Source organism: Ruegeria sp. D7 (assembly GCF_056534355.1).
On sequence record NZ_JBQFPG010000001.1, the window covers coordinates 156,334 to 172,839 of the forward strand.

Annotated in this window: 19 protein-coding genes; 9 read left to right on the forward strand and 10 right to left on the reverse strand. The window is 56.7% G+C overall.

What is annotated here, in order from left to right:
* The first annotated feature begins 33 nt into the window (after positions 1-33).
* Positions 34-510: a fasciclin domain-containing protein gene (locus tag ACRZ9U_RS00755; protein WP_170393195.1), complete on the forward strand. Its 477-nt coding sequence runs from the start codon at positions 34-36 to the stop codon at positions 508-510.
* A gap of 78 nt (positions 511-588) precedes the next feature.
* On the opposite strand, the gene ACRZ9U_RS00760 is transcribed toward ACRZ9U_RS00755, so the two are convergent.
* Together ACRZ9U_RS00760 and ACRZ9U_RS00765 are read right to left on the reverse strand one after the other, a co-directional pair.
* A complete protein-coding gene (locus ACRZ9U_RS00760; RefSeq protein ID WP_170393194.1) occupies positions 589-1,188 on the reverse strand; it encodes a L,D-transpeptidase in 600 nt (199 codons plus the stop codon).
* Positions 1,189-1,376: 188 nt separating this feature from the next.
* Complete coding sequence (locus ACRZ9U_RS00765; RefSeq protein WP_170405524.1) at positions 1,377-2,876, reverse strand: CoA-acylating methylmalonate-semialdehyde dehydrogenase; 1,500 nt, start codon at positions 2,874-2,876, stop codon at positions 1,377-1,379.
* A 104-nt stretch (positions 2,877-2,980) separates the two neighbouring features.
* Between ACRZ9U_RS00765 and ACRZ9U_RS00770 the strand changes: the two genes are divergently transcribed.
* From ACRZ9U_RS00770 to coaD, 3 genes are all read left to right on the forward strand, one after another.
* On the forward strand, positions 2,981-3,883 hold the full coding sequence (locus ACRZ9U_RS00770; protein WP_170405527.1) for a LysR family transcriptional regulator: 903 nt from the start codon (positions 2,981-2,983) through the stop codon (positions 3,881-3,883).
* Between the two features lie 61 nt (positions 3,884-3,944).
* Complete coding sequence (locus ACRZ9U_RS00775) at positions 3,945-4,382, forward strand: CBS domain-containing protein (protein WP_170405529.1); 438 nt, start codon at positions 3,945-3,947, stop codon at positions 4,380-4,382.
* Positions 4,383-4,464: 82 nt separating this feature from the next.
* Positions 4,465-4,956, forward strand: a complete 492-nt coding sequence (gene coaD / locus ACRZ9U_RS00780; protein WP_170393190.1) for a pantetheine-phosphate adenylyltransferase — start codon at positions 4,465-4,467, stop codon at positions 4,954-4,956.
* On the opposite strand, the gene gap (ACRZ9U_RS00785) is transcribed toward coaD, so the two are convergent.
* The 3 genes from gap (ACRZ9U_RS00785) to gap (ACRZ9U_RS00795) all read right to left on the reverse strand — a co-directional run bounded on the left by gap (ACRZ9U_RS00785) (position 4,948) and on the right by gap (ACRZ9U_RS00795) (position 7,252).
* Positions 4,948-5,952 carry a type I glyceraldehyde-3-phosphate dehydrogenase gene (gene gap, locus ACRZ9U_RS00785; RefSeq protein ID WP_170393189.1) on the reverse strand — a complete coding sequence of 335 codons (1,005 nt, stop codon included), beginning with the start codon at positions 5,950-5,952 and terminating at the stop codon, positions 4,948-4,950. The two genes, coaD and gap (ACRZ9U_RS00785), sit on opposite strands and share 9 nt — an antisense overlap.
* An 81-nt stretch (positions 5,953-6,033) precedes the next feature.
* Positions 6,034-6,177: a hypothetical protein gene (locus ACRZ9U_RS00790; protein WP_010439846.1), complete on the reverse strand. Its 144-nt coding sequence runs from the start codon at positions 6,175-6,177 to the stop codon at positions 6,034-6,036.
* A gap of 73 nt (positions 6,178-6,250) precedes the next feature.
* Entirely contained in the window at positions 6,251-7,252 is a 1,002-nt protein-coding gene (gap, locus tag ACRZ9U_RS00795; protein WP_170393188.1) for a type I glyceraldehyde-3-phosphate dehydrogenase, read from the reverse strand.
* A gap of 182 nt (positions 7,253-7,434) precedes the next feature.
* On the opposite strand from gap (ACRZ9U_RS00795), the gene ACRZ9U_RS00800 reads away from it, so the two are divergent.
* Together ACRZ9U_RS00800 and ACRZ9U_RS00805 are read left to right on the forward strand one after the other, a co-directional pair.
* Entirely contained in the window at positions 7,435-8,406 is a 972-nt protein-coding gene (locus ACRZ9U_RS00800; protein WP_170405532.1) for a DUF808 domain-containing protein, read from the forward strand.
* Positions 8,407-8,493: 87 nt separating this feature from the next.
* Positions 8,494-9,294: a thioesterase family protein gene (locus tag ACRZ9U_RS00805; RefSeq protein ID WP_170405535.1), complete on the forward strand. Its 801-nt coding sequence runs from the start codon at positions 8,494-8,496 to the stop codon at positions 9,292-9,294.
* Between the two features lie 50 nt (positions 9,295-9,344).
* Here ACRZ9U_RS00805 and tkt read toward each other — a convergent pair whose 3' ends face one another.
* Positions 9,345-11,366, reverse strand: a complete 2,022-nt coding sequence (gene tkt / locus ACRZ9U_RS00810) for a transketolase (RefSeq protein WP_170405538.1) — start codon at positions 11,364-11,366, stop codon at positions 9,345-9,347.
* 234 nt (positions 11,367-11,600) lie between these two features.
* On the opposite strand from tkt, the gene ACRZ9U_RS00815 reads away from it, so the two are divergent.
* Genes ACRZ9U_RS00815 through ACRZ9U_RS00825 form a run of 3 tightly spaced genes read left to right on the forward strand, consistent with a single transcriptional unit; the run spans position 11,601 to position 13,176 of the window.
* Positions 11,601-12,434, forward strand: a complete 834-nt coding sequence (locus tag ACRZ9U_RS00815) for a coiled-coil domain-containing protein (RefSeq protein WP_170405541.1) — start codon at positions 11,601-11,603, stop codon at positions 12,432-12,434.
* Entirely contained in the window at positions 12,434-12,826 is a 393-nt protein-coding gene (locus tag ACRZ9U_RS00820; protein ID WP_170393183.1) for a cell division protein ZapA, read from the forward strand. Before ACRZ9U_RS00815 ends, ACRZ9U_RS00820 begins: the two co-directional genes overlap by 1 nt.
* Positions 12,826-13,176, forward strand: a complete 351-nt coding sequence (locus tag ACRZ9U_RS00825; RefSeq protein ID WP_170405544.1) for an MliC family protein — start codon at positions 12,826-12,828, stop codon at positions 13,174-13,176. The genes ACRZ9U_RS00820 and ACRZ9U_RS00825 overlap by 1 nt, the downstream gene beginning before the upstream one ends.
* A gap of 1 nt (position 13,177) precedes the next feature.
* On the opposite strand, the gene grxD is transcribed toward ACRZ9U_RS00825, so the two are convergent.
* The 4 genes from grxD to purL form a co-directional block, all read right to left on the reverse strand.
* The gene (gene grxD, locus ACRZ9U_RS00830; RefSeq protein WP_170393181.1) at positions 13,178-13,540 is read right to left on the reverse strand and encodes a Grx4 family monothiol glutaredoxin; all 363 of its coding nucleotides are present in this window, start codon (positions 13,538-13,540) and stop codon (positions 13,178-13,180) included.
* Entirely contained in the window at positions 13,527-13,817 is a 291-nt protein-coding gene (locus tag ACRZ9U_RS00835) for a hypothetical protein (RefSeq protein WP_170393180.1), read from the reverse strand. The genes grxD and ACRZ9U_RS00835 overlap by 14 nt, the downstream gene beginning before the upstream one ends.
* Positions 13,818-13,860: 43 nt before the next feature.
* Positions 13,861-14,097 (reverse strand): BolA/IbaG family iron-sulfur metabolism protein, encoded by a 237-nt coding sequence (locus ACRZ9U_RS00840; RefSeq protein ID WP_170393179.1) that lies wholly within the window; start codon positions 14,095-14,097, stop codon positions 13,861-13,863.
* A 138-nt stretch (positions 14,098-14,235) separates the two neighbouring features.
* The gene (gene purL / locus ACRZ9U_RS00845; protein ID WP_170405547.1) at positions 14,236-16,395 is read right to left on the reverse strand and encodes a phosphoribosylformylglycinamidine synthase subunit PurL; all 2,160 of its coding nucleotides are present in this window, start codon (positions 16,393-16,395) and stop codon (positions 14,236-14,238) included.
* Positions 16,396-16,506 lie beyond the last annotated feature (111 nt).

Consider the following 16,506-nt stretch of genomic DNA (forward strand, 5'->3'; position numbering starts at 1 on the left):
TTTCCATAACAAGCTGGAGAGGAGTTAACAGCCATGTTCCGCCGCACATTCATGGGCGCTGCCGCCGCATTTGCACTTGCACTGCCCGTCAAGGCGCAGGCCGCTGATATCGTAGATACCGCAGTTGCTGCCGGGTCATTCAACACCCTGGTTGCTGCCGTTCAGGCCGCGGGCCTGGTTGATACGCTGAAAGGCGATGGGCCCTTCACCGTCTTTGCACCCACGGATGAGGCTTTTGCAGCTCTGCCTGAAGGCACTGTTGAAACCCTACTTCTGCCAGAAAACAAGGACCAGTTGGTGTCGATCCTGACCTACCATGTCGTGCCAGCCAAAGTGATGTCCGGCGACATTGCAGGAAAGCGCGCGAAGGTTCTGACTGTGCAAGGCGACCGACTAAGCGTGAACGCAAAAAATGGCGTGAAAGTTAATGGTGCCAAAGTTGTGCAGGCCGACATCGAAGCCAGCAACGGCGTCATCCACGTTGTCGACGAAGTGATCATTCCTGAATAAATCTACCACCTTCACGAAAACAAAAGCCCCGTTCCTGATGGACGGGGCTTTTTTGTGTTTCGTGTAGAAACTCACCGTTTAGACCAAACGTACCTGAGTACCGACCTTTACCAGCGGATACAGCTCTTCAACGTGCTGGTTATAGAGACCAATACAGCCGGACGAGCTCTGACGTCCAATCTTGCGGGTATCATAGGTGCCGTGAACCAGGTAGGCAGGCCAGCCAAGATACATAGCGCGAGTTCCCAATGGGTTTCCAGGTTCACCACCCTCCATGCGAATTGGCAACGAGGGATCGCGCTCGCGCATTGATGGGGTTGGTGTCCAGCTTGGGTTCTCCGCCTTGCGTGTGACTTTGGTATAGCCGCGCTTGGTCAGCTCTTCGCTCATCGGGACAGAACTGGGGTACAGCTTGTAGGTTCCATCCGGCCCCCAGTAATGAACAGCCCGGCTGGTGATATCGGCCAACAATGCGCCGACGCCCAACTCGTCAAAGTGATCCTGCCAATTCTGCTGCGAGAACGATGAAACGTTACGACGTACTGGAAGCTGCGTGCTGATTGCTTCCTCGGTCTGTGGGAAAGCATCAGTGCTTTGAGCACGCACGATAGCAGGGGCCGCGATCAGCGATGCAGCGCCCAAAAGCGCGTGACGACGGGTAAAACGATTTTGGGACAAGGTTGCCTCCAGGAAGTTATGAGCTGCTCGGATAGTTGAATTACCGATAAAATATTAGTGATTGCCTGCTTTTTCCAGAGGGCGACCTCTGAATTTCTTGTGAGGTACGCGATCAGGCAGCAACTGGCGCATACACGAAAAAACCCGACCCATGTAGGGCCGGGTTTCCTGATTTGAAAGCTGAATGATCAGTCCATCGCTTTGAAGTTGAACTCGCCACCTTCCTTGATGCCCGACGGCCAGCGCGATGTCACTGTTTTGGTGCGTGTGTAGAACTTGAAGCTGTCCGGACCGTGCTGGTTCAGGTCGCCGAACATCGATTTCTTCCAGCCGCCAAAAGTGTGGTAGGCCAGCGGAACCGGGATCGGAACGTTGATGCCGACCATGCCGATGTTCACACGGCTGGCAAAGTCACGCGCCGTATCACCGTCGCGGGTGAAGATCGCAGTGCCGTTGCCGTATTCATGATCCATCGCCAGTTTCAGCGCCTCTTCGTAGGAACCTGCGCGTACGGTCGACAGGACCGGGCCAAAGATCTCTTGCTTGTAGATATCCATCTCGGGTGTGACGTTGTCGAACAGGTGCGGGCCGACAAAGAAGCCATCCTCATAGCCCTGCAGGCTGAAGTCGCGGTTGTCGACAACCAGCTTCGCGCCCTGCTCAACGCCCGAGTTGATCAGGCCAAGGATACGCTCTTTCGCGGCAGCAGTAACAACCGGACCCATGTCTACGTCGTCGCCCGCTGTGTAGGGACCGACTTTCAGCTTCTCTACTCGAGGGATCAGTTTTTCGATCAGTGCGTCTGCGGTTTCTTCGCCCACAGGCACGGCCACCGAGATTGCCATGCAGCGTTCGCCAGCCGCACCGAAACCTGCACCGACCAGCGCATCAGCAGCCTGATCCAGATCAGCGTCAGGCATAACGATCATGTGGTTCTTGGCACCACCGAAACACTGCGCCCGTTTGCCGTTGGCGGTTGCACGAGCATAGATGTATTGCGCAATCGGAGTTGAACCCACGAACGACACGCCCTGAATGATTTCGCTGTCCAGCAGGGTGTCCACGGCCTCTTTGTCACCGTTTACGACTTGGAACACGCCCTTGGGCAGACCAGCTTCGACAAACAGCTCTGCCAGCATCAATGGAACAGAGGGGTCGCGCTCGGACGGCTTTAGAACAACTGCGTTGCCGCAGGCCAGTGCCGGGCCAACGTGCCAAAGCGGCATCATTGCGGGGAAGTTGAATGGCATGATCGAAGCGACCACGCCCAGCGGCTGACGCATCGAATACATATCGATGCCCGGGCCCGCGCTGTCGGTGAACTCACCTTTCAGCATCTGGGGCGCGCCGATGCAGTACTCGATCACTTCCAGACCACGCTGCAAGTCACCCTTCGCATCGGGAATGGTCTTGCCATGTTCCCGGCTGAGAGCCTCGGCCAGCTTGTCCATGTCGCGGTTCATCAAGCCAACCATCGCCATCATAACGCGCGCGCGCTTCTGCGGGTTGGTTGCGCCCCAAGCGACCTGAGCTGCTGCAGCGTCTTCGATCGCAGCGGTGGTCTCGGCGACACTGGCCATCGGGCATTGGTACTGCACTTCACCCGTTGCTGGGTTGAATACATTGTCAAAGCGGCCAGATGTGCCAGCGACATTTTCGCCGTTGATGAAATGGGTCAGGTTCTGCATTGCAAACTCCTCCGGATTAAGTTGCGCGAAGAATAGACTTGCGAAAATCACCTGAACAGAGGCAATATTTCAAATCAGTTTTGCAAAAATGCAAAGGATAGAACATGACGCCGAATTGGGATGATTTGCGGGTTTTCCTGGCGGTCGCGCGCGATGAAAGCCTTTCGGGTGCGGGGCGGGTTCTCAAGATCGACCCGGCGACAGTCGGGCGCAGAATCGCGCGGCTCGAAGCGGCATTGGACGCGGTGTTGTTCACGAAATCACAGCAGGGCTATGTGTTGACGACTGCAGGACAACGCCTGATGGAGCATGGGCTGCAGGCGGAAGAAGCTATGCGCGCAGCGACTGGTGTCATGTCAGGCTCTGCCAAATCGCTAAGCGGTCAGATCCGAATTGGTGCCCCGGATGGTAGTGCCAATTACCTGTTGCCACAGGTCTGCGCCAAGATCAGCGATGCCAATCCTGATCTCGACATTCAGATCCTGGCGTTGCCGCGCATCATCAACCTATCCCGTCGAGAGGCCGACATGGCGGTAACAGTCAGTGCGCCCACCGCAGGGAAACTGCTGGTGCAGAAGATATCCGACTATCGGCTGCATATGGTCGCAACGAAGGAATACCTGAGTCGTCACGCCGAAATTCGATCCATCGAGGATCTAAAAGGGCATCGGATGATAGGCTATATTCCGGACATGATCTTCGACCGCGAGCTGGACTATCTCAACGACATTGGTGTTGAACGTGTCGCGCTTGCATCAAACTCTGTTTCCGTTCAGCTGCGACAAGTTTCGCTGGGAACAGGGGTCTGCGTGGCACATGATTTCACATTGCCGTTCCATCGTGGATTGCAGAAAATCCTGACGGATCAGGTCAGTCTGACCCGGGGCTTTTATCTGGTCCGCCATCAGGGCGATCAGCGCAATGAGCGGTTGAACCGCTTTGCCGAGGCGTTGACGCGCGGAATACGGGACGAAGTAGCGCGGCTTGAGCGCGAAGCTTCACCTTGACACATTCACACATTCCGGCAACGCTTTGGAAAACAGTACGTAATTCCGGAGGTTTTCGCTTATGCTTGTACAGGCCATTCTCAAATCAAAGGCCAGCGGCGGTGTGGAGACGGTCGAGCCAACGGCATCCGTTTCTCAGGCTGCCGAGATTCTTGCGGAAAAGCGGATTGGTACTGTGGTCATTTCCGAGGATGGGGGGCAGACGGCAGCGGGTATTTTATCCGAACGAGACATTGTTCGCGAGTTGGCTGCCAGCGGCAGTGGGTGCCTAGATAAACCCGTTAGCAACTATATGACCAAGCAACTTGTGACCGCCAGCCAGCAGGATACTGTTGAGTCTATCCTGTCCCAGATGACCGAAGGACGATTTCGCCACATGCCTGTATTGGAAGATGGCAAACTGGTCGGCATCGTTACGCTGGGTGATGCGGTGAAGGCGCAACTGGCTGAACTTGCTATGGAAAAAGACGCGCTTGAAGGCATGATCATGGGGCACTGAACGCGGGGGCTGTTTCAGCCTCTTGCACCTGCGGCAAAGTTATGTTTGCTTGCGCAGAAATATTGTTGCGCTGGAGAGCCCAATGCGGGTTGGATTATATCCCGGTACTTTCGACCCTATCACCATGGGTCATATAGACATTATTCGCCGCGCGGCTGCGCTGGTGGATAAGCTCGTCATTGGTGTTGCTATCAACCGGGACAAGGGCCCGCTGTTTTCTTTGGAAGAGCGTGTCGCGATGATCGAGGCCGAATGCGCCCATCTGACCGAGCAGACCGGCACCGAGATTGTCGCGCATCCGTTTGAAAACCTGCTGATCGATTGCGCCCGCGATGTAGGCGCTCAGATCATCGTGCGCGGACTGCGTGCGGTTGCGGATTTCGAGTATGAATTCCAGATGGTTGGGATGAACCGAGCGTTGGACGACTCGATTGAGACCGTGTTCTTGATGGCAGAGGCACGGCATCAAGCCATTGCGTCGAAACTGGTCAAAGAAATCGCCAGATTGAACGGGGACGTGTCAAAATTCGTCACGCCCCGCGTCAATTCCGCCTTGAAAGAGCGGTTAGGATAGCGCGCCCATCGCGGCGGCAGTGTCCAGCATTCGGTTCGAGAAGCCCCATTCGTTGTCGTACCATGCAAGCACACGAACCAATGTGCCGTCAGTTACTTTGGTTTCAGCCAGTGAAACCGTCGAGCTATGCGAGTCGTGGTTGAAATCGATCGAGATCAAGGGGCGATTCTCGGCCGCCAGCACACCGGGGATTTTGGCGGCGGCTTCTACAAAGAGGGCATTGACCTCTTCTTCGGTCGTCGGTCGCGAAACCTCAGCAACCAGATCAACGACTGAGACATTGGGCGTGGGGACACGAATGGCTTGCCCGGTCAACTTACCAGCAAGCTGCGGCAGAACCAGACCAACAGCCGATGCCGCGCCAGTTGTCGTCGGAATCATCGACAGCGCTGCTGCGCGCGACAGGTAGGGGTCTTTACCCGCAGTGTCGTGAACCGGTTGGCTGGCCGTGTATGCATGAACTGTGGTCATGTTGCCGTGTTTGATGCCCAGTCCTGCGTCCAAAGCCGCCGCGACCGGCGACAGGCAGTTGGTGGTGCAGGAGGCATTGGAAACAACGATATCGTCGGCGGTTAGCTCATGATCGTTCACGCCGAACACGACTGTCTTCACGCCGCCGTCGCCACGGGCAGGGGCCGAGATCAATACTTTCTTTGATCCGTTTTTCAGGTGCCGCTCAGCTGCTTCACGGGTCCGGAAAACACCGGTGCATTCCAGAACCACATCCACATCAGACCAGTCCAGTGCTTCGGGATCACGCTCGCTGGTCAGCCGGATGGGCCCAGCACCCACGTCCAGACCTGCATCAGTCAGAGTTACGGGATTGGAATAGCGTCCATGCACACTGTCGAACTCGAACAGATGTGCGTTCATTTCGGGCTTTGCCAGATCGTTGATTGCGATGATTTCAACATCAGTACGTCCGGATTCCATGACGGCCCGAAGAACGCCGCGCCCGATCCGTCCAAATCCATTGATTGCCAGCTTGAGTGTCATAATGCGCTCCGTCAGAACATGGTCCATAGATGGTTAGCGCTAACAAAGCCAGATTGGCGCGAAAGTCAAGAAAAACCTCTGTCAGCGCCAGAAGGCGAGCCAATCCAGGAAATCGTAGAGCTTCTTGCCCAGGAACAGCAGGTGTTCGGTGCCGAATAGTGCCACGTCCAGCATCAGACCGCCCAGAATTAGGATTCCAAGCCAGATGGCGATTTGATTTGTCATTTCTGCGCCCTGAACGTAAATGCCCGCTCAGATAACCTGAGCGGGCATAAAGGTACAAGCGATGTGCGAAGGGTCAGTTAAGGCGGCCCATCGCGACGGCGACATCCGCCATACGCACCGAGAATCCCCATTCGTTGTCATACCACGCCAGCACGCGTACCATACGGTTGTCGACCACACGGGTCTGATCCGGCGCGAAGATCGAGCTTTCTTCGGTATGGTTAAAATCGGTCGAGACCAGCGGAGCGGGCTCATAGCCCAGAACGCGCTGCATCGGGCCTTTCGCTGCCTCTTCGACGATGGCGTTAACTTCTTCGACAGTGACGTCGCGCGAGGCGCGGAATGATAGATCAACGGCCGAGACGTTTGGAGTGGGCACGCGGATCGCCGAGCCGTCCAGGCGCCCTTTGAGGTTCGGCAGAACCTCTCCCAGTGCTGCAGCGGCGCCAGTGGACGTCGGGATCATCGACATGGCGGCAGCGCGGGCGCGATACAGATCGCTGTGGCGACGGTCCAGCGTCGGTTGGTCGCCGGTATAGGCGTGAATCGTGGTCATGATGCCATGCTCGATGCCGATACCTTCGTCCAGAACTTTGGCAAGCGGAGCAAGGCAGTTGGTGGTGCAAGAACCGTTCGACACCATGTTGTCGTTTGCAGTCAGGCTGTTGTGGTTCACACCAAATACGATGGTCTTGTCGACATTCTTGCCAGGGGCCGATAGCAGAACCTTGCCTGCGCCGCGCTCAAGATGGGTTTTAGCCTTCAGGCCGTCGTTGAATTTACCGGTGCATTCCAGAACGACATCGCAGCCTTCCCAGTCCAGCTCGTTCATATCGTAGGTCGAGAACATCTCCATCGGGCCGCGACCCAGATCCATGGTGTTGCCTTCGACCGAGACGTCGCGTGGGAAACGTCCATGGATGCTGTCGTATTTCAACAGATGCGCGGAGGTTTCCAGCGGGCCGGTGGCGTTGACCTTGATCACTTCGATGTCGTTGCGCGCCGATGCGGCGATGTGCGACAGAGTACAGCGGCCGATGCGGCCAAAACCATTGATACCGACCTTGATGGTCATCCGACGTCTCCAAAAATGCGCTTGCGTTGCAGGCCATATAGCCGCGAATATTGAATCTCAAAAGGGCAAAAATGGCATATTTTTAAGGTGTTAGCGCAAACCTGCGCCGATTGCGCTAACGCTTGCGCTAGCCGTTGGATCAGGTAGGGTCCGATCGAACAGATGAATGGAAAGGAAGCGCGATGAGTGGTCTGTTGGCCCTGTTGGACGACGTGGCGGGCATTGCAAAGGTCGCGGCGGCTTCGGTGGACGATGTGGTGGCCGCTGCCGGCAAGGCTGGGGCCAAGACTGCGGGTGTGATCATTGACGATGCGGCCGTGACGCCCAAATACGTTCAGGGTTTTGCCCCGGCGCGGGAACTGCCGATCATCTGGCGCATCGCGCGCGGATCGATTTTCAACAAGATCATTCTGTTGTTGCCAGTGGCATTGCTACTAGCCAATTTTGCGCCTTGGTTGATCACACCGCTGCTTATGCTCGGTGGTTCATATCTGTGTTTTGAAGGGGCCGAAAAGATTTTTCATGTCCTGTTCCCACACGGAAGCCACGCGATCGAAGAGGATATGAAAAATCCTGATCCTGGCCATCTGGAAGAAAAGAAGGTGAAGGGTGCGATCAAGACTGACTTTATCCTGTCTGCCGAAATCATGACCATCGCTTTGGCGGCCATTGAAGCGCCGAATGTGTGGATGCAAGCCGCGACGCTGGCCGTGGTGGGCGTTGGGGTCACCGTCGCCGTTTATGGCTCGGTCGCTCTGATCGTGAAAATGGATGATGTCGGGCTGTTCCTGGCGCAAAACGCTCCGACGCCGATAGGGCGTGGAACGGGAAGGGGCCTAGTCAAAGCGATGCCCGTTGTTATGAAAGTTCTGTCTATCGTTGGTACTGCTGCGATGCTGTGGGTCGGCGGGTCGATCATGATCCACGGTATGGAGGTCCTGGGCTTTGGCTGGCTGGGCCATCACATTTACGACTGGGCAAATGCTGCGAGTCATGCTGTGTCTGAACAATGGGCAGGCGCGGTAAAATGGATCGCGAAGGCGACAATGGATGGTGTATTCGGTCTGGCCTATGGGCTGGCGCTGATACCGGTGGCAACCAAGCTGCTGTCCCCCGCGATCAGCGCGATTTCGGGATCTGCGAATAAACACTGAAATCAGGATCATGTGACGTGAGGTTTCATCTGGCACAACGGTAAGAGCGGGGTAAGTTCCATTCGAAGCATACCCGGTGTGAGATCGATGACTAAACTCAGCCTTTCCCAAGTCCTTGCCAGTTCAGATCGGTTGAACGGGATGCTGCAGTTTCCGGTGCCGCCAAACTGGATGCAAGGCCGCACAACATATGGCGGCTTCTCGTCTGCCTTGCTGCTGGCTGCTGCGAGAAATGCGGTCGATGTTCTGCCGCCATTACGCTCGGCCCTGATCAATTTTACCGCGCCCATCGGTTCACCTCCGCTGATCGAAACCGAGGTGCTTCGCAATGGGCGGAATGTCACAACGATCAATACACGAGCAAGGATTGAGGGGAATACAGCCGCGCTTGGGACATTTACGTTTGGCAAGGCACAGGAAAGCCATGTGGCGTTCGAACATCCGGCTAAGGCAGAGATACAGCCAGAGATCACAGAACACTATTTCCCGCCAGATTTGCCAAAACTTCCCATCGCATTTCTTGCGAACTTCGACGTTCGGTTGATCGACGGGGCGCGGCCATTTGCTGGTGCAGAGCGTGGCTATGTGAAGGTTTGGGCGCGCCATAATGATGCCGACATGCGCGATAGGATCGAAGGGTTGATCGCAATTGCGGACCTATTGCCACCGGCCATATTCCCGACATTGAAGAAGCCGGGAAACAACTCGTCAATGAACTGGATTTTCAACGTGCTGTCCGAGGATATTCATACTCGCGATGGATGGTGGTTGATGGAACATCAATTGACAGCTGGACATGACGGCTACAGCTCTCAGGTCATGCGGATGTGGAACACCGATGGTGATCTAATTGTCGATGGTATGCAGTCAGTAATAATTTTCGTCTAACAAAAAAGGCCCCGGTTTTAACCGAGGCCTTCTGACTTATTTGGGTAGGTTCAACCCAGCAGTTCTTTGACCTTGGCGACTGTTGCCTCGGTCGTGATGCCGAAGTGCTTGTAGAGCTCTCCGGCGGGTGCCGACGCACCAAAGCTGGACATGCCGATGAACCCGGCTTTGGCCTCGCGACCACGCTCGCCCAGAAGCCAACGGTCCCAGCCTCCGGCGCGAACCGCAGCCTCGATAACGACGCGGACGGCTCCCGCAGGTAGTACGCGCTTGCGGTAGGCTTCGTCTTGTTCGGCAAACAGCTCCATACATGGCATGGAAACGACCCGAGTGCCGATGCCTTCGGCCTCAAGTATTGCTTTAGCTTCCATCGCCAGCGAAACCTCGGAACCTGTGGCAATCAGAATCGCCTGACGCTTGTTTTCTGCGTCAGCCAATACATAAGCGCCTTGTGCGGTTAGGTTTTTGGCTTTGTGCTGGGTCCGAACAGTTGGCACGCCTTGACGGGTCAGCGACAGGACTGAGGGGCTATCCTTGAAGGTCAGCGCCAATTCCCAGGCTTCGGCGGTCTCAATCGTATCGGCTGGGCGGAACACATAAGTGTTCGGCGTCGCGCGTGAGATCGCCAGATGTTCCACCGGCTGGTGCGTCGGACCGTCTTCGCCCAGACCAATCGAGTCGTGGGTCATCACGAAGACCGTCGGGATCTTCATAAGTGCAGCCAAACGCATCGAGGGCCGCGCATAGTCTGTGAAGGCCATGAACGTACCGCCATACGGGCGAATGCCACCATGCAGCGCCATACCGTTCATAGCAGCGGCCATACCGTGTTCACGAATGCCGTAATGGATATACCGACCCTTGCGGTTTTCCGGAAGGAACACGCCCATATCAGCCGATTTGGTGTTGTTCGATCCAGTCAGGTCAGCCGAGCCGCCAATGGTGTCGGGCATGATCGGGTTAACGACATTCAACACCTTCTCTGAAGAGGCGCGTGTGGCCAGCTTTGGCTGGTCTTCCGACATCTGTTTCTTAAACGACCGGATGGCGCCGGCCAGCTTCTTTGGCGCCTCAAACGCATAGGCGCGGTTGAATTCGGCTTGTTTACGTTCGGAGACTTGCGCAAAACGCTCCTCCCACGCTGCGCGCTCGGCTTTGCCACGTGCACCAATGGCCTCCCAAGCGGCTTTGACCTCAGCAGGGATGACGAACGCATCATGCGGCCAGTCATATGCTTCTTTGGCGGCGTTCAACTGATCCTGATCGGTCAGAGCGCCATGGCCTTTTGAAGTGTCCTGCGCCGCGTGACCCAGTGCAATGTGGCTTTCACAAGCAATCATCGTCGGCTTGTTCGACTTCTTCGCCTGCACGATGGCCGCATCGATGGCCTTGGGGTCGTGGCCGTCAATCTCAAGCACATGCCAGCCCGAGGCCGCAAAACGGCGCACCTGATCGGTGCGGTCGGCGATGTCGACTGTGCCGTCGATGGTGATGTTGTTGTTATCCCAGAAGACGATCAGCTTGCTCAGCTCGTGGCGACCGGCCAAAGTGATCGCCTCTTGGCTGACGCCTTCCATCAGGCAGCCGTCGCCAGCAATCACGTAGGTATAGTGATCAACGATCTTCTTGCCATAATGCGCACGCTGAATTTCTTCGGCCATCGCAAAGCCAACGGCATTCGAAATGCCCTGACCCAAAGGTCCGGTAGTGGTTTCGACACCATCGATCAGGAAGTTTTCGGGGTGCCCGGCAGTTTTGGCGCCCAATTGACGGAAGTTCTTGATCTCTTCCAGCGTAACATCGCCATGACCGGTGAGATACAGCAGCGAATAGACCAGCATCGAACCGTGACCCGCCGATAGGATGAACCGATCGCGGTCCGGCCAGTTCGGGGCAGTGGCATCGAATTTGAGGTGCTTTTCGAACAATACGGTCGCAACATCGGCCATGCCCATCGGCATACCGGAATGGCCGGAATTGGCGGCGGCGACAGCGTCGAGGGTCAGGGTGCGGATGGCCGCAGCCTTGTCCCAGTGTTCGGGGTTGGCATTGCGCAGCGCAGTCAGGTCCACGGGCGTAGTTCCTTTGGTTTACGGGCAGATGGGCGCTGAATACCATCCGATTGTCAAAGTGCAAGCAGAACCGCGTGGCACGCCGAATTGGCGCTTCAAGAGCGGTGTGCAAGTGGTTGAAACCAAACAGTGGGTATTTTCTGTCGCATTCCGTTAGACTAGGGCTGAGCGCCGCCGCTTTTGATTCGGGTAGGCGAATATCAGAACGAACCTTGATAAAGAGGTGACACAGGCATGAGTCAGATCGAAGAACTACAACGCCGTATTATCACCGCGATGGAGCGGATCGGTAATGGTGTCGAGGCCTTGCACGATGCTGGATCCGCAGCCGGTGATGATACGTCGCTGCGAACGGCGCTTGAAGAAGAGCGGGTGGTCAATGCCCAGCTTGAGGAACGGCTGAAAACGATCAAAGAGAGACACGCGCAAGAGATTGACGCGCTGCGTGCGCAACCGGCACCGAGTTCGGAAGTGGATGCGCTGCGTGCGCAATTGGCCGAGGCGACCTCTCAGCTCGCCACGGTTGAGGCTGCGCGGGCCGAATTGGCGGATGCCAAGGCTGCGCTTGAAAACACGGACGAAGTCGAGGGCTTGAAGGCTGAGATTGAGACTCTGCGATCACATCAGGGCGCCGCAGAAGAGGCCAATACGTTGCGCGCGCAGGTCGAGAAACTGACCCCAATCGCGGATCGCGCGGAAGAGATGGAGGCCGAATTGGCGCGTCTGCGGGCTGAACTGGTCGATAGCGAGCGGTTAACCGAACTCAATGCCGAGCTTGAGATGCTGCGCGCGGAACGGGCTAGCCATGGGGCCGCGATGTCCCGGTTGGATGATGATTTGCAACGGCTTCGCAATGCAAACGATCAGCTCCGGAGCGCTGTCGATGAATTACGCGCCGCCGCAGAGGACGGTGTCACGGATGCTGACATGCTGAACCGGGCCACGACAGCCGAATTAGAAGCCATACGTGCCGCGCGCGCGTCGGACGCAGCCGAAGCGCATGCGGTCTTGGCTCGACTTGAGCCATTGCTAAGTCATGCCAATCTGGCCGAGGGAGAGGTGGAATAATGCCCGAAGTAACCATTCATATCGGTGGCCGCGGCTTTGATGTCTCGTGCCAGGACGGTGAAGAACCGTTTCTGCAAGCGGCAGCCAGACTGCTGGATGATGAGGCTCAGGTTTTGTCGGACCAGATCGGACGTATGCCGGAATCGCGGATGCTGCTGATGGCGGGACTCATGTTGGCAGACAAGGCAGCCGCGCATGAAGATCGCATGAAACTGGCCGAGGCCAAGCTGGTTGAATTGGAGACCGAATTGAAGCGGCTCCGCAGCCAACCGCAGCCGGAACCTGAACGGATCGAGGTCGCGGTAGTGCCGCCATCTGTCACGGATACGCTGGCTGAAATGGCGGCGCGCGCCGAAGCCCTGGCGGCAGTCATTGAAGAAAGGACGGCCTAATGCCGATCGCCCGAATGGCCTTTTGCGCGGCCGTCGTCTCGCTGACTGGCACGATGGCAAAGGCCGATATCGACATTCTGTCCGTGACGTTTACCTGTGAAAACAACACGCAAGTGCCGGTGTCCTACTTTAACGCCTCAAATGGCGATGGGGCGGCTGCGATGATGATCGATGATCAGTTGATCCCCATGAAACAGGTTCCAAGCGGCTCGGGCATCCGGTATGAATCCGTCGGAGGGGCAGGGACATACACCCTGCGCTCCAAGGGGTGGGATGCCACGATCAGCCATCAGGCCGAAGGCGACACAGCCCCGGAACTCGTATTGTTCAAGGACTGTAGCAGCCGATAGCTTACGCGTTTGCTTCGCGGATTTTGTCCGCAGCGTCTTTGTTGTAGCCCACACTGTTTTCATCGAACAGTGTGTCTAGCTCACCCGAAAGCGTCATTTCAGTGATAATGTCGCAACCGCCGACAAACTCGCCTTTGACATAAAGCTGAGGCACGGTTGGCCAGTCGGAGTAGTCCTTGATGCCCTGGCGCACAGCTTCGTCAGCCAGAACGTTCACATCGGTGTATTCGACACCCATGTAATTCAGAACACCGGCCACCCGGGATGAGAACCCGCACTGCGGCATCTCTTTGGTGCCTTTCATGTAAAGCACCACATCGTTGGCTTTGACGGTTTCGTCGATCTGGGTCTTAACGTCGCTCATCTTGCTTTTCCTTTTCATCCGCTTGCGCGGCGGTCGTTCGGTTATCGGGCAGTTCAGGTGCCCATCCTTCTTCTTCAAGCCGCCGGTGTTCTGCTTGTGCAAGCGTCACCGGATCAAGCCCGTATCGTTCAATTCCCCCAACCTTGCTAAGCGTATCGGGGTCAGGGCGCATATCCGACAGTTTTCGTTTTCTGTTGCGTTTGACATAGGCTTCGATGAGGGCGGCGACAACTATCAATGCACCAAGAAGAGATATCCAAAAGGGCCAGCCACTCATCTTTTCAAAGCCACTTAGGCGCTTTTTTGAAAGTAGTTCTGTGTCATTCAGGTACCTTCGTCGTCAACGCCAGCGCGTGCAATTCCCCATCAGATCCATCCATCTTGCCTTTCAGCGCAGCGTAAACCGCACGCTGTTGCTGAACGCGGTTTTTGCCGCGAAAGCTTTCGTCCACGACCATGGCGGACATGTGCACGCCATCGCTGCCACCAACCTGAATTTCCGCATTGGGAAAGCTTTCGCGCAGCAGGGTTTCAATCTCGTGGGCGCTCATCGGCATGTAGGTTCACTCCTGTAGGTCTTTCCCAAGATGTAGAGTGATGGGAGCGGGCGTGCAAGATGTCGAGCATTTTTCAGATACGCGAATCCCGCGCCTATGGAAGACGCGGGAATTCTGGAATTCGGAAGAGACGATTTATCAGGCGACCGCGGCGGCAAAGCTCTGACGGAAGGTCTCGGTCAGTTCTGCCAAAGGAGCTTCGGAATTGCCGATCTTCACGCTGTCACCGGTAAATCGACCAACCGAGACCAGCGGGACACCGGCCTGACCGGCAGCGATCATCAGCGCCTCGGCTTGATCGAAGTTGCACGCCACAAGATAACGGGCCTGGTCTTCGCCGAATAGGAACTCGGATGATGCATCATCCAGGCAAACGCCGACGCCTGCAGCTTCAGCAAGTTCAAACGCAGCCACGGCAAGGCCGCCATCGCTAAGATCAGTACATGCTTTGATCATCTCGCGATTGGCACGGATGAATTCCCCGTTGCGCGCCTCTGCAGCCAGATCAACATGCGGCGCGTCTCCGTCCTCGCGGTTGAATACCTCGGCCAGCAGGGCGGACTGACCCATATGGCCGTTGGTTTCGCCGATGACCAGCGCAACATGGCCATCCCGAACTTCGTTTCCGATTATCTCGTCGCTATGAGCAAGAAGACCAACCGCGCCGATGGTGGGGGTTGGCAGGATCGCCTGGCCGTCAGTCTCGTTATAAAGCGAGACGTTGCCCGACACGATGGGCATATCCAGCGCACCAACGGCGGCACCGATACCTTGGATCGCGCCGACGAACTGACCCATGATCTCGGGCTTTTCGGGGTTCCCGAAGTTCAGGTTGTCTGTGGCGGCAAGTGGTTTGGCCCCCACGGCGGTCAGGTTGCGATAGGCCTCGGCCACCGCTTGTTTGCCGCCTTCCACCGGGTTTGCACGGACATAGCGTGGGGTTACGTCGCTGGTAAAGGCTAGCACCTTGTCGGTGCCATGTACGCGGACCATGCCAGCGCCCAGACCCGGCGTGCGAGTTGAATCCGCCATGACCATGGTGTCGTATTGCTCATAGACCCATTGTTTGCCTGCGTAATTGGGTGAAGAGAGCAGGGCGCGCAGACCGTCGATCGGATCGATCTGTGGTACGTCTTCCAGTGGCGCGGACTCAGGGGTCGGTTCCCACGGGCGGTCGTATTCAGGCGCGGTCGAGGACAGTTTAGACAGGACCAGATCGGCTTTGATCTCACCATTGTGCATGATCAGGAAACGGTCTTCGGCAATGGTTTCGCCTACGATGGCAAAATCGAGGTCCCATTTTTCGAACACGGCGCGGGCCTCGGCCTCAAGCTCAGGTTTGAGGACCATCAGCATCCGTTCCTGAGATTCCGACAGCATCATTTCATAGGCTGTCATGTTCTCTTCGCGCTGCGGGACATTCTCGAGGTCCAAACGCACGCCCAGACCACCTTTGTCGCCCATCTCTACAGCCGAGCAGGTCAAGCCCGCTGCGCCCATGTCCTGGATCGAGATCACGGCACCGGTCTGCATCAGTTCCAGCGTTGCTTCCATCAGGCGCTTTTCGGTGAAGGGGTCGCCGACCTGAACGGTGGGGCGTTTTTCTTCGATGGTGTCATCGAATTCGGCCGATGCCATGGTTGCTCCGCCCACACCGTCACGACCGGTTTTTGCGCCCAGATAGACGACGGGCATCCCAACGCCCGAAGCGGCCGAGTAGAAAATCTTGTCACTGTCAGCCAGACCAGCGGCAAACGCGTTCACAAGGCAGTTGCCGTTATAGGCCGGGTGGAACCGAACTTCGCCACCCACGCAAGGCACACCGAAGCAGTTGCCGTAGCCGCCAATCCCCTCGACCACTCCGTTCACCAATTGGCGCGTCTTATGGTGGCCTGGCTCGCCAAAGGACAGTGCGTTCATCGAGGCGATGGGCCGTGCGCCCATGGTAAAAACATCCCGCAGGATGCCGCCCACGCCGGTCGCCGCGCCCTGATAAGGTTCGATATACGAAGGGTGGTTGTGGCTTTCCATCTTGAACACCACGGCCTGGCCGTCGCCGATATCGACGACACCCGCATTCTCGCCTGGGCCGCAGATGACCTGAGGGCCAGAGGTCGGAAGGGTGCGCAACCATTTCTTGGACGACTTATAAGAACAATGCTCGTTCCACATCGCTGAAAAGATGCCAAGCTCGGTAAAGGTCGGCTCACGCCCGATGATCTCAAGGATCATGTCGTATTCCTCGGGCTTGAGCCCATGTGCGGCAATCAGATCGGGTGTGATGGCGGGCTCTTGCATCTTCTGTCCTGTGTCCATGTGGGCCGAGATTGCGGGCCTTTTAGGGCAATGGGCCGCTTGAGGAAAGGGCCAAACCCGCACAGGGGACATCGGGCAATAAAAAACGGAACC

Coding starts and splice junctions, on each gene's coding strand:
- ACRZ9U_RS00755 (WP_170393195.1), top strand. CDS start 34: ATGTTCCGCCGCACATTCATGGGCGCTGCCGCCGCATTTGCACTTGCA.
- ACRZ9U_RS00765 (WP_170405524.1), bottom strand. CDS start 2,876: ATGCAGAACCTGACCCATTTCATCAACGGCGAAAATGTCGCTGGCACA.
- ACRZ9U_RS00770 (WP_170405527.1), top strand. CDS start 2,981: ATGACGCCGAATTGGGATGATTTGCGGGTTTTCCTGGCGGTCGCGCGC.
- ACRZ9U_RS00775 (WP_170405529.1), top strand. CDS start 3,945: ATGCTTGTACAGGCCATTCTCAAATCAAAGGCCAGCGGCGGTGTGGAG.
- coaD (WP_170393190.1), top strand. CDS start 4,465: ATGCGGGTTGGATTATATCCCGGTACTTTCGACCCTATCACCATGGGT.
- gap (WP_170393189.1), bottom strand. CDS start 5,952: ATGACACTCAAGCTGGCAATCAATGGATTTGGACGGATCGGGCGCGGC.
- ACRZ9U_RS00790 (WP_010439846.1), bottom strand. CDS start 6,177: ATGACAAATCAAATCGCCATCTGGCTTGGAATCCTAATTCTGGGCGGT.
- gap (WP_170393188.1), bottom strand. CDS start 7,252: ATGACCATCAAGGTCGGTATCAATGGTTTTGGCCGCATCGGCCGCTGT.
- ACRZ9U_RS00800 (WP_170405532.1), top strand. CDS start 7,435: ATGAGTGGTCTGTTGGCCCTGTTGGACGACGTGGCGGGCATTGCAAAG.
- ACRZ9U_RS00805 (WP_170405535.1), top strand. CDS start 8,494: ATGACTAAACTCAGCCTTTCCCAAGTCCTTGCCAGTTCAGATCGGTTG.
- ACRZ9U_RS00815 (WP_170405541.1), top strand. CDS start 11,601: ATGAGTCAGATCGAAGAACTACAACGCCGTATTATCACCGCGATGGAG.
- ACRZ9U_RS00820 (WP_170393183.1), top strand. CDS start 12,434: ATGCCCGAAGTAACCATTCATATCGGTGGCCGCGGCTTTGATGTCTCG.
- ACRZ9U_RS00825 (WP_170405544.1), top strand. CDS start 12,826: ATGCCGATCGCCCGAATGGCCTTTTGCGCGGCCGTCGTCTCGCTGACT.
- grxD (WP_170393181.1), bottom strand. CDS start 13,540: ATGAGCGACGTTAAGACCCAGATCGACGAAACCGTCAAAGCCAACGAT.
- ACRZ9U_RS00835 (WP_170393180.1), bottom strand. CDS start 13,817: ATGAGTGGCTGGCCCTTTTGGATATCTCTTCTTGGTGCATTGATAGTT.
- ACRZ9U_RS00840 (WP_170393179.1), bottom strand. CDS start 14,097: ATGCCGATGAGCGCCCACGAGATTGAAACCCTGCTGCGCGAAAGCTTT.
- purL (WP_170405547.1), bottom strand. CDS start 16,395: ATGCAAGAGCCCGCCATCACACCCGATCTGATTGCCGCACATGGGCTC.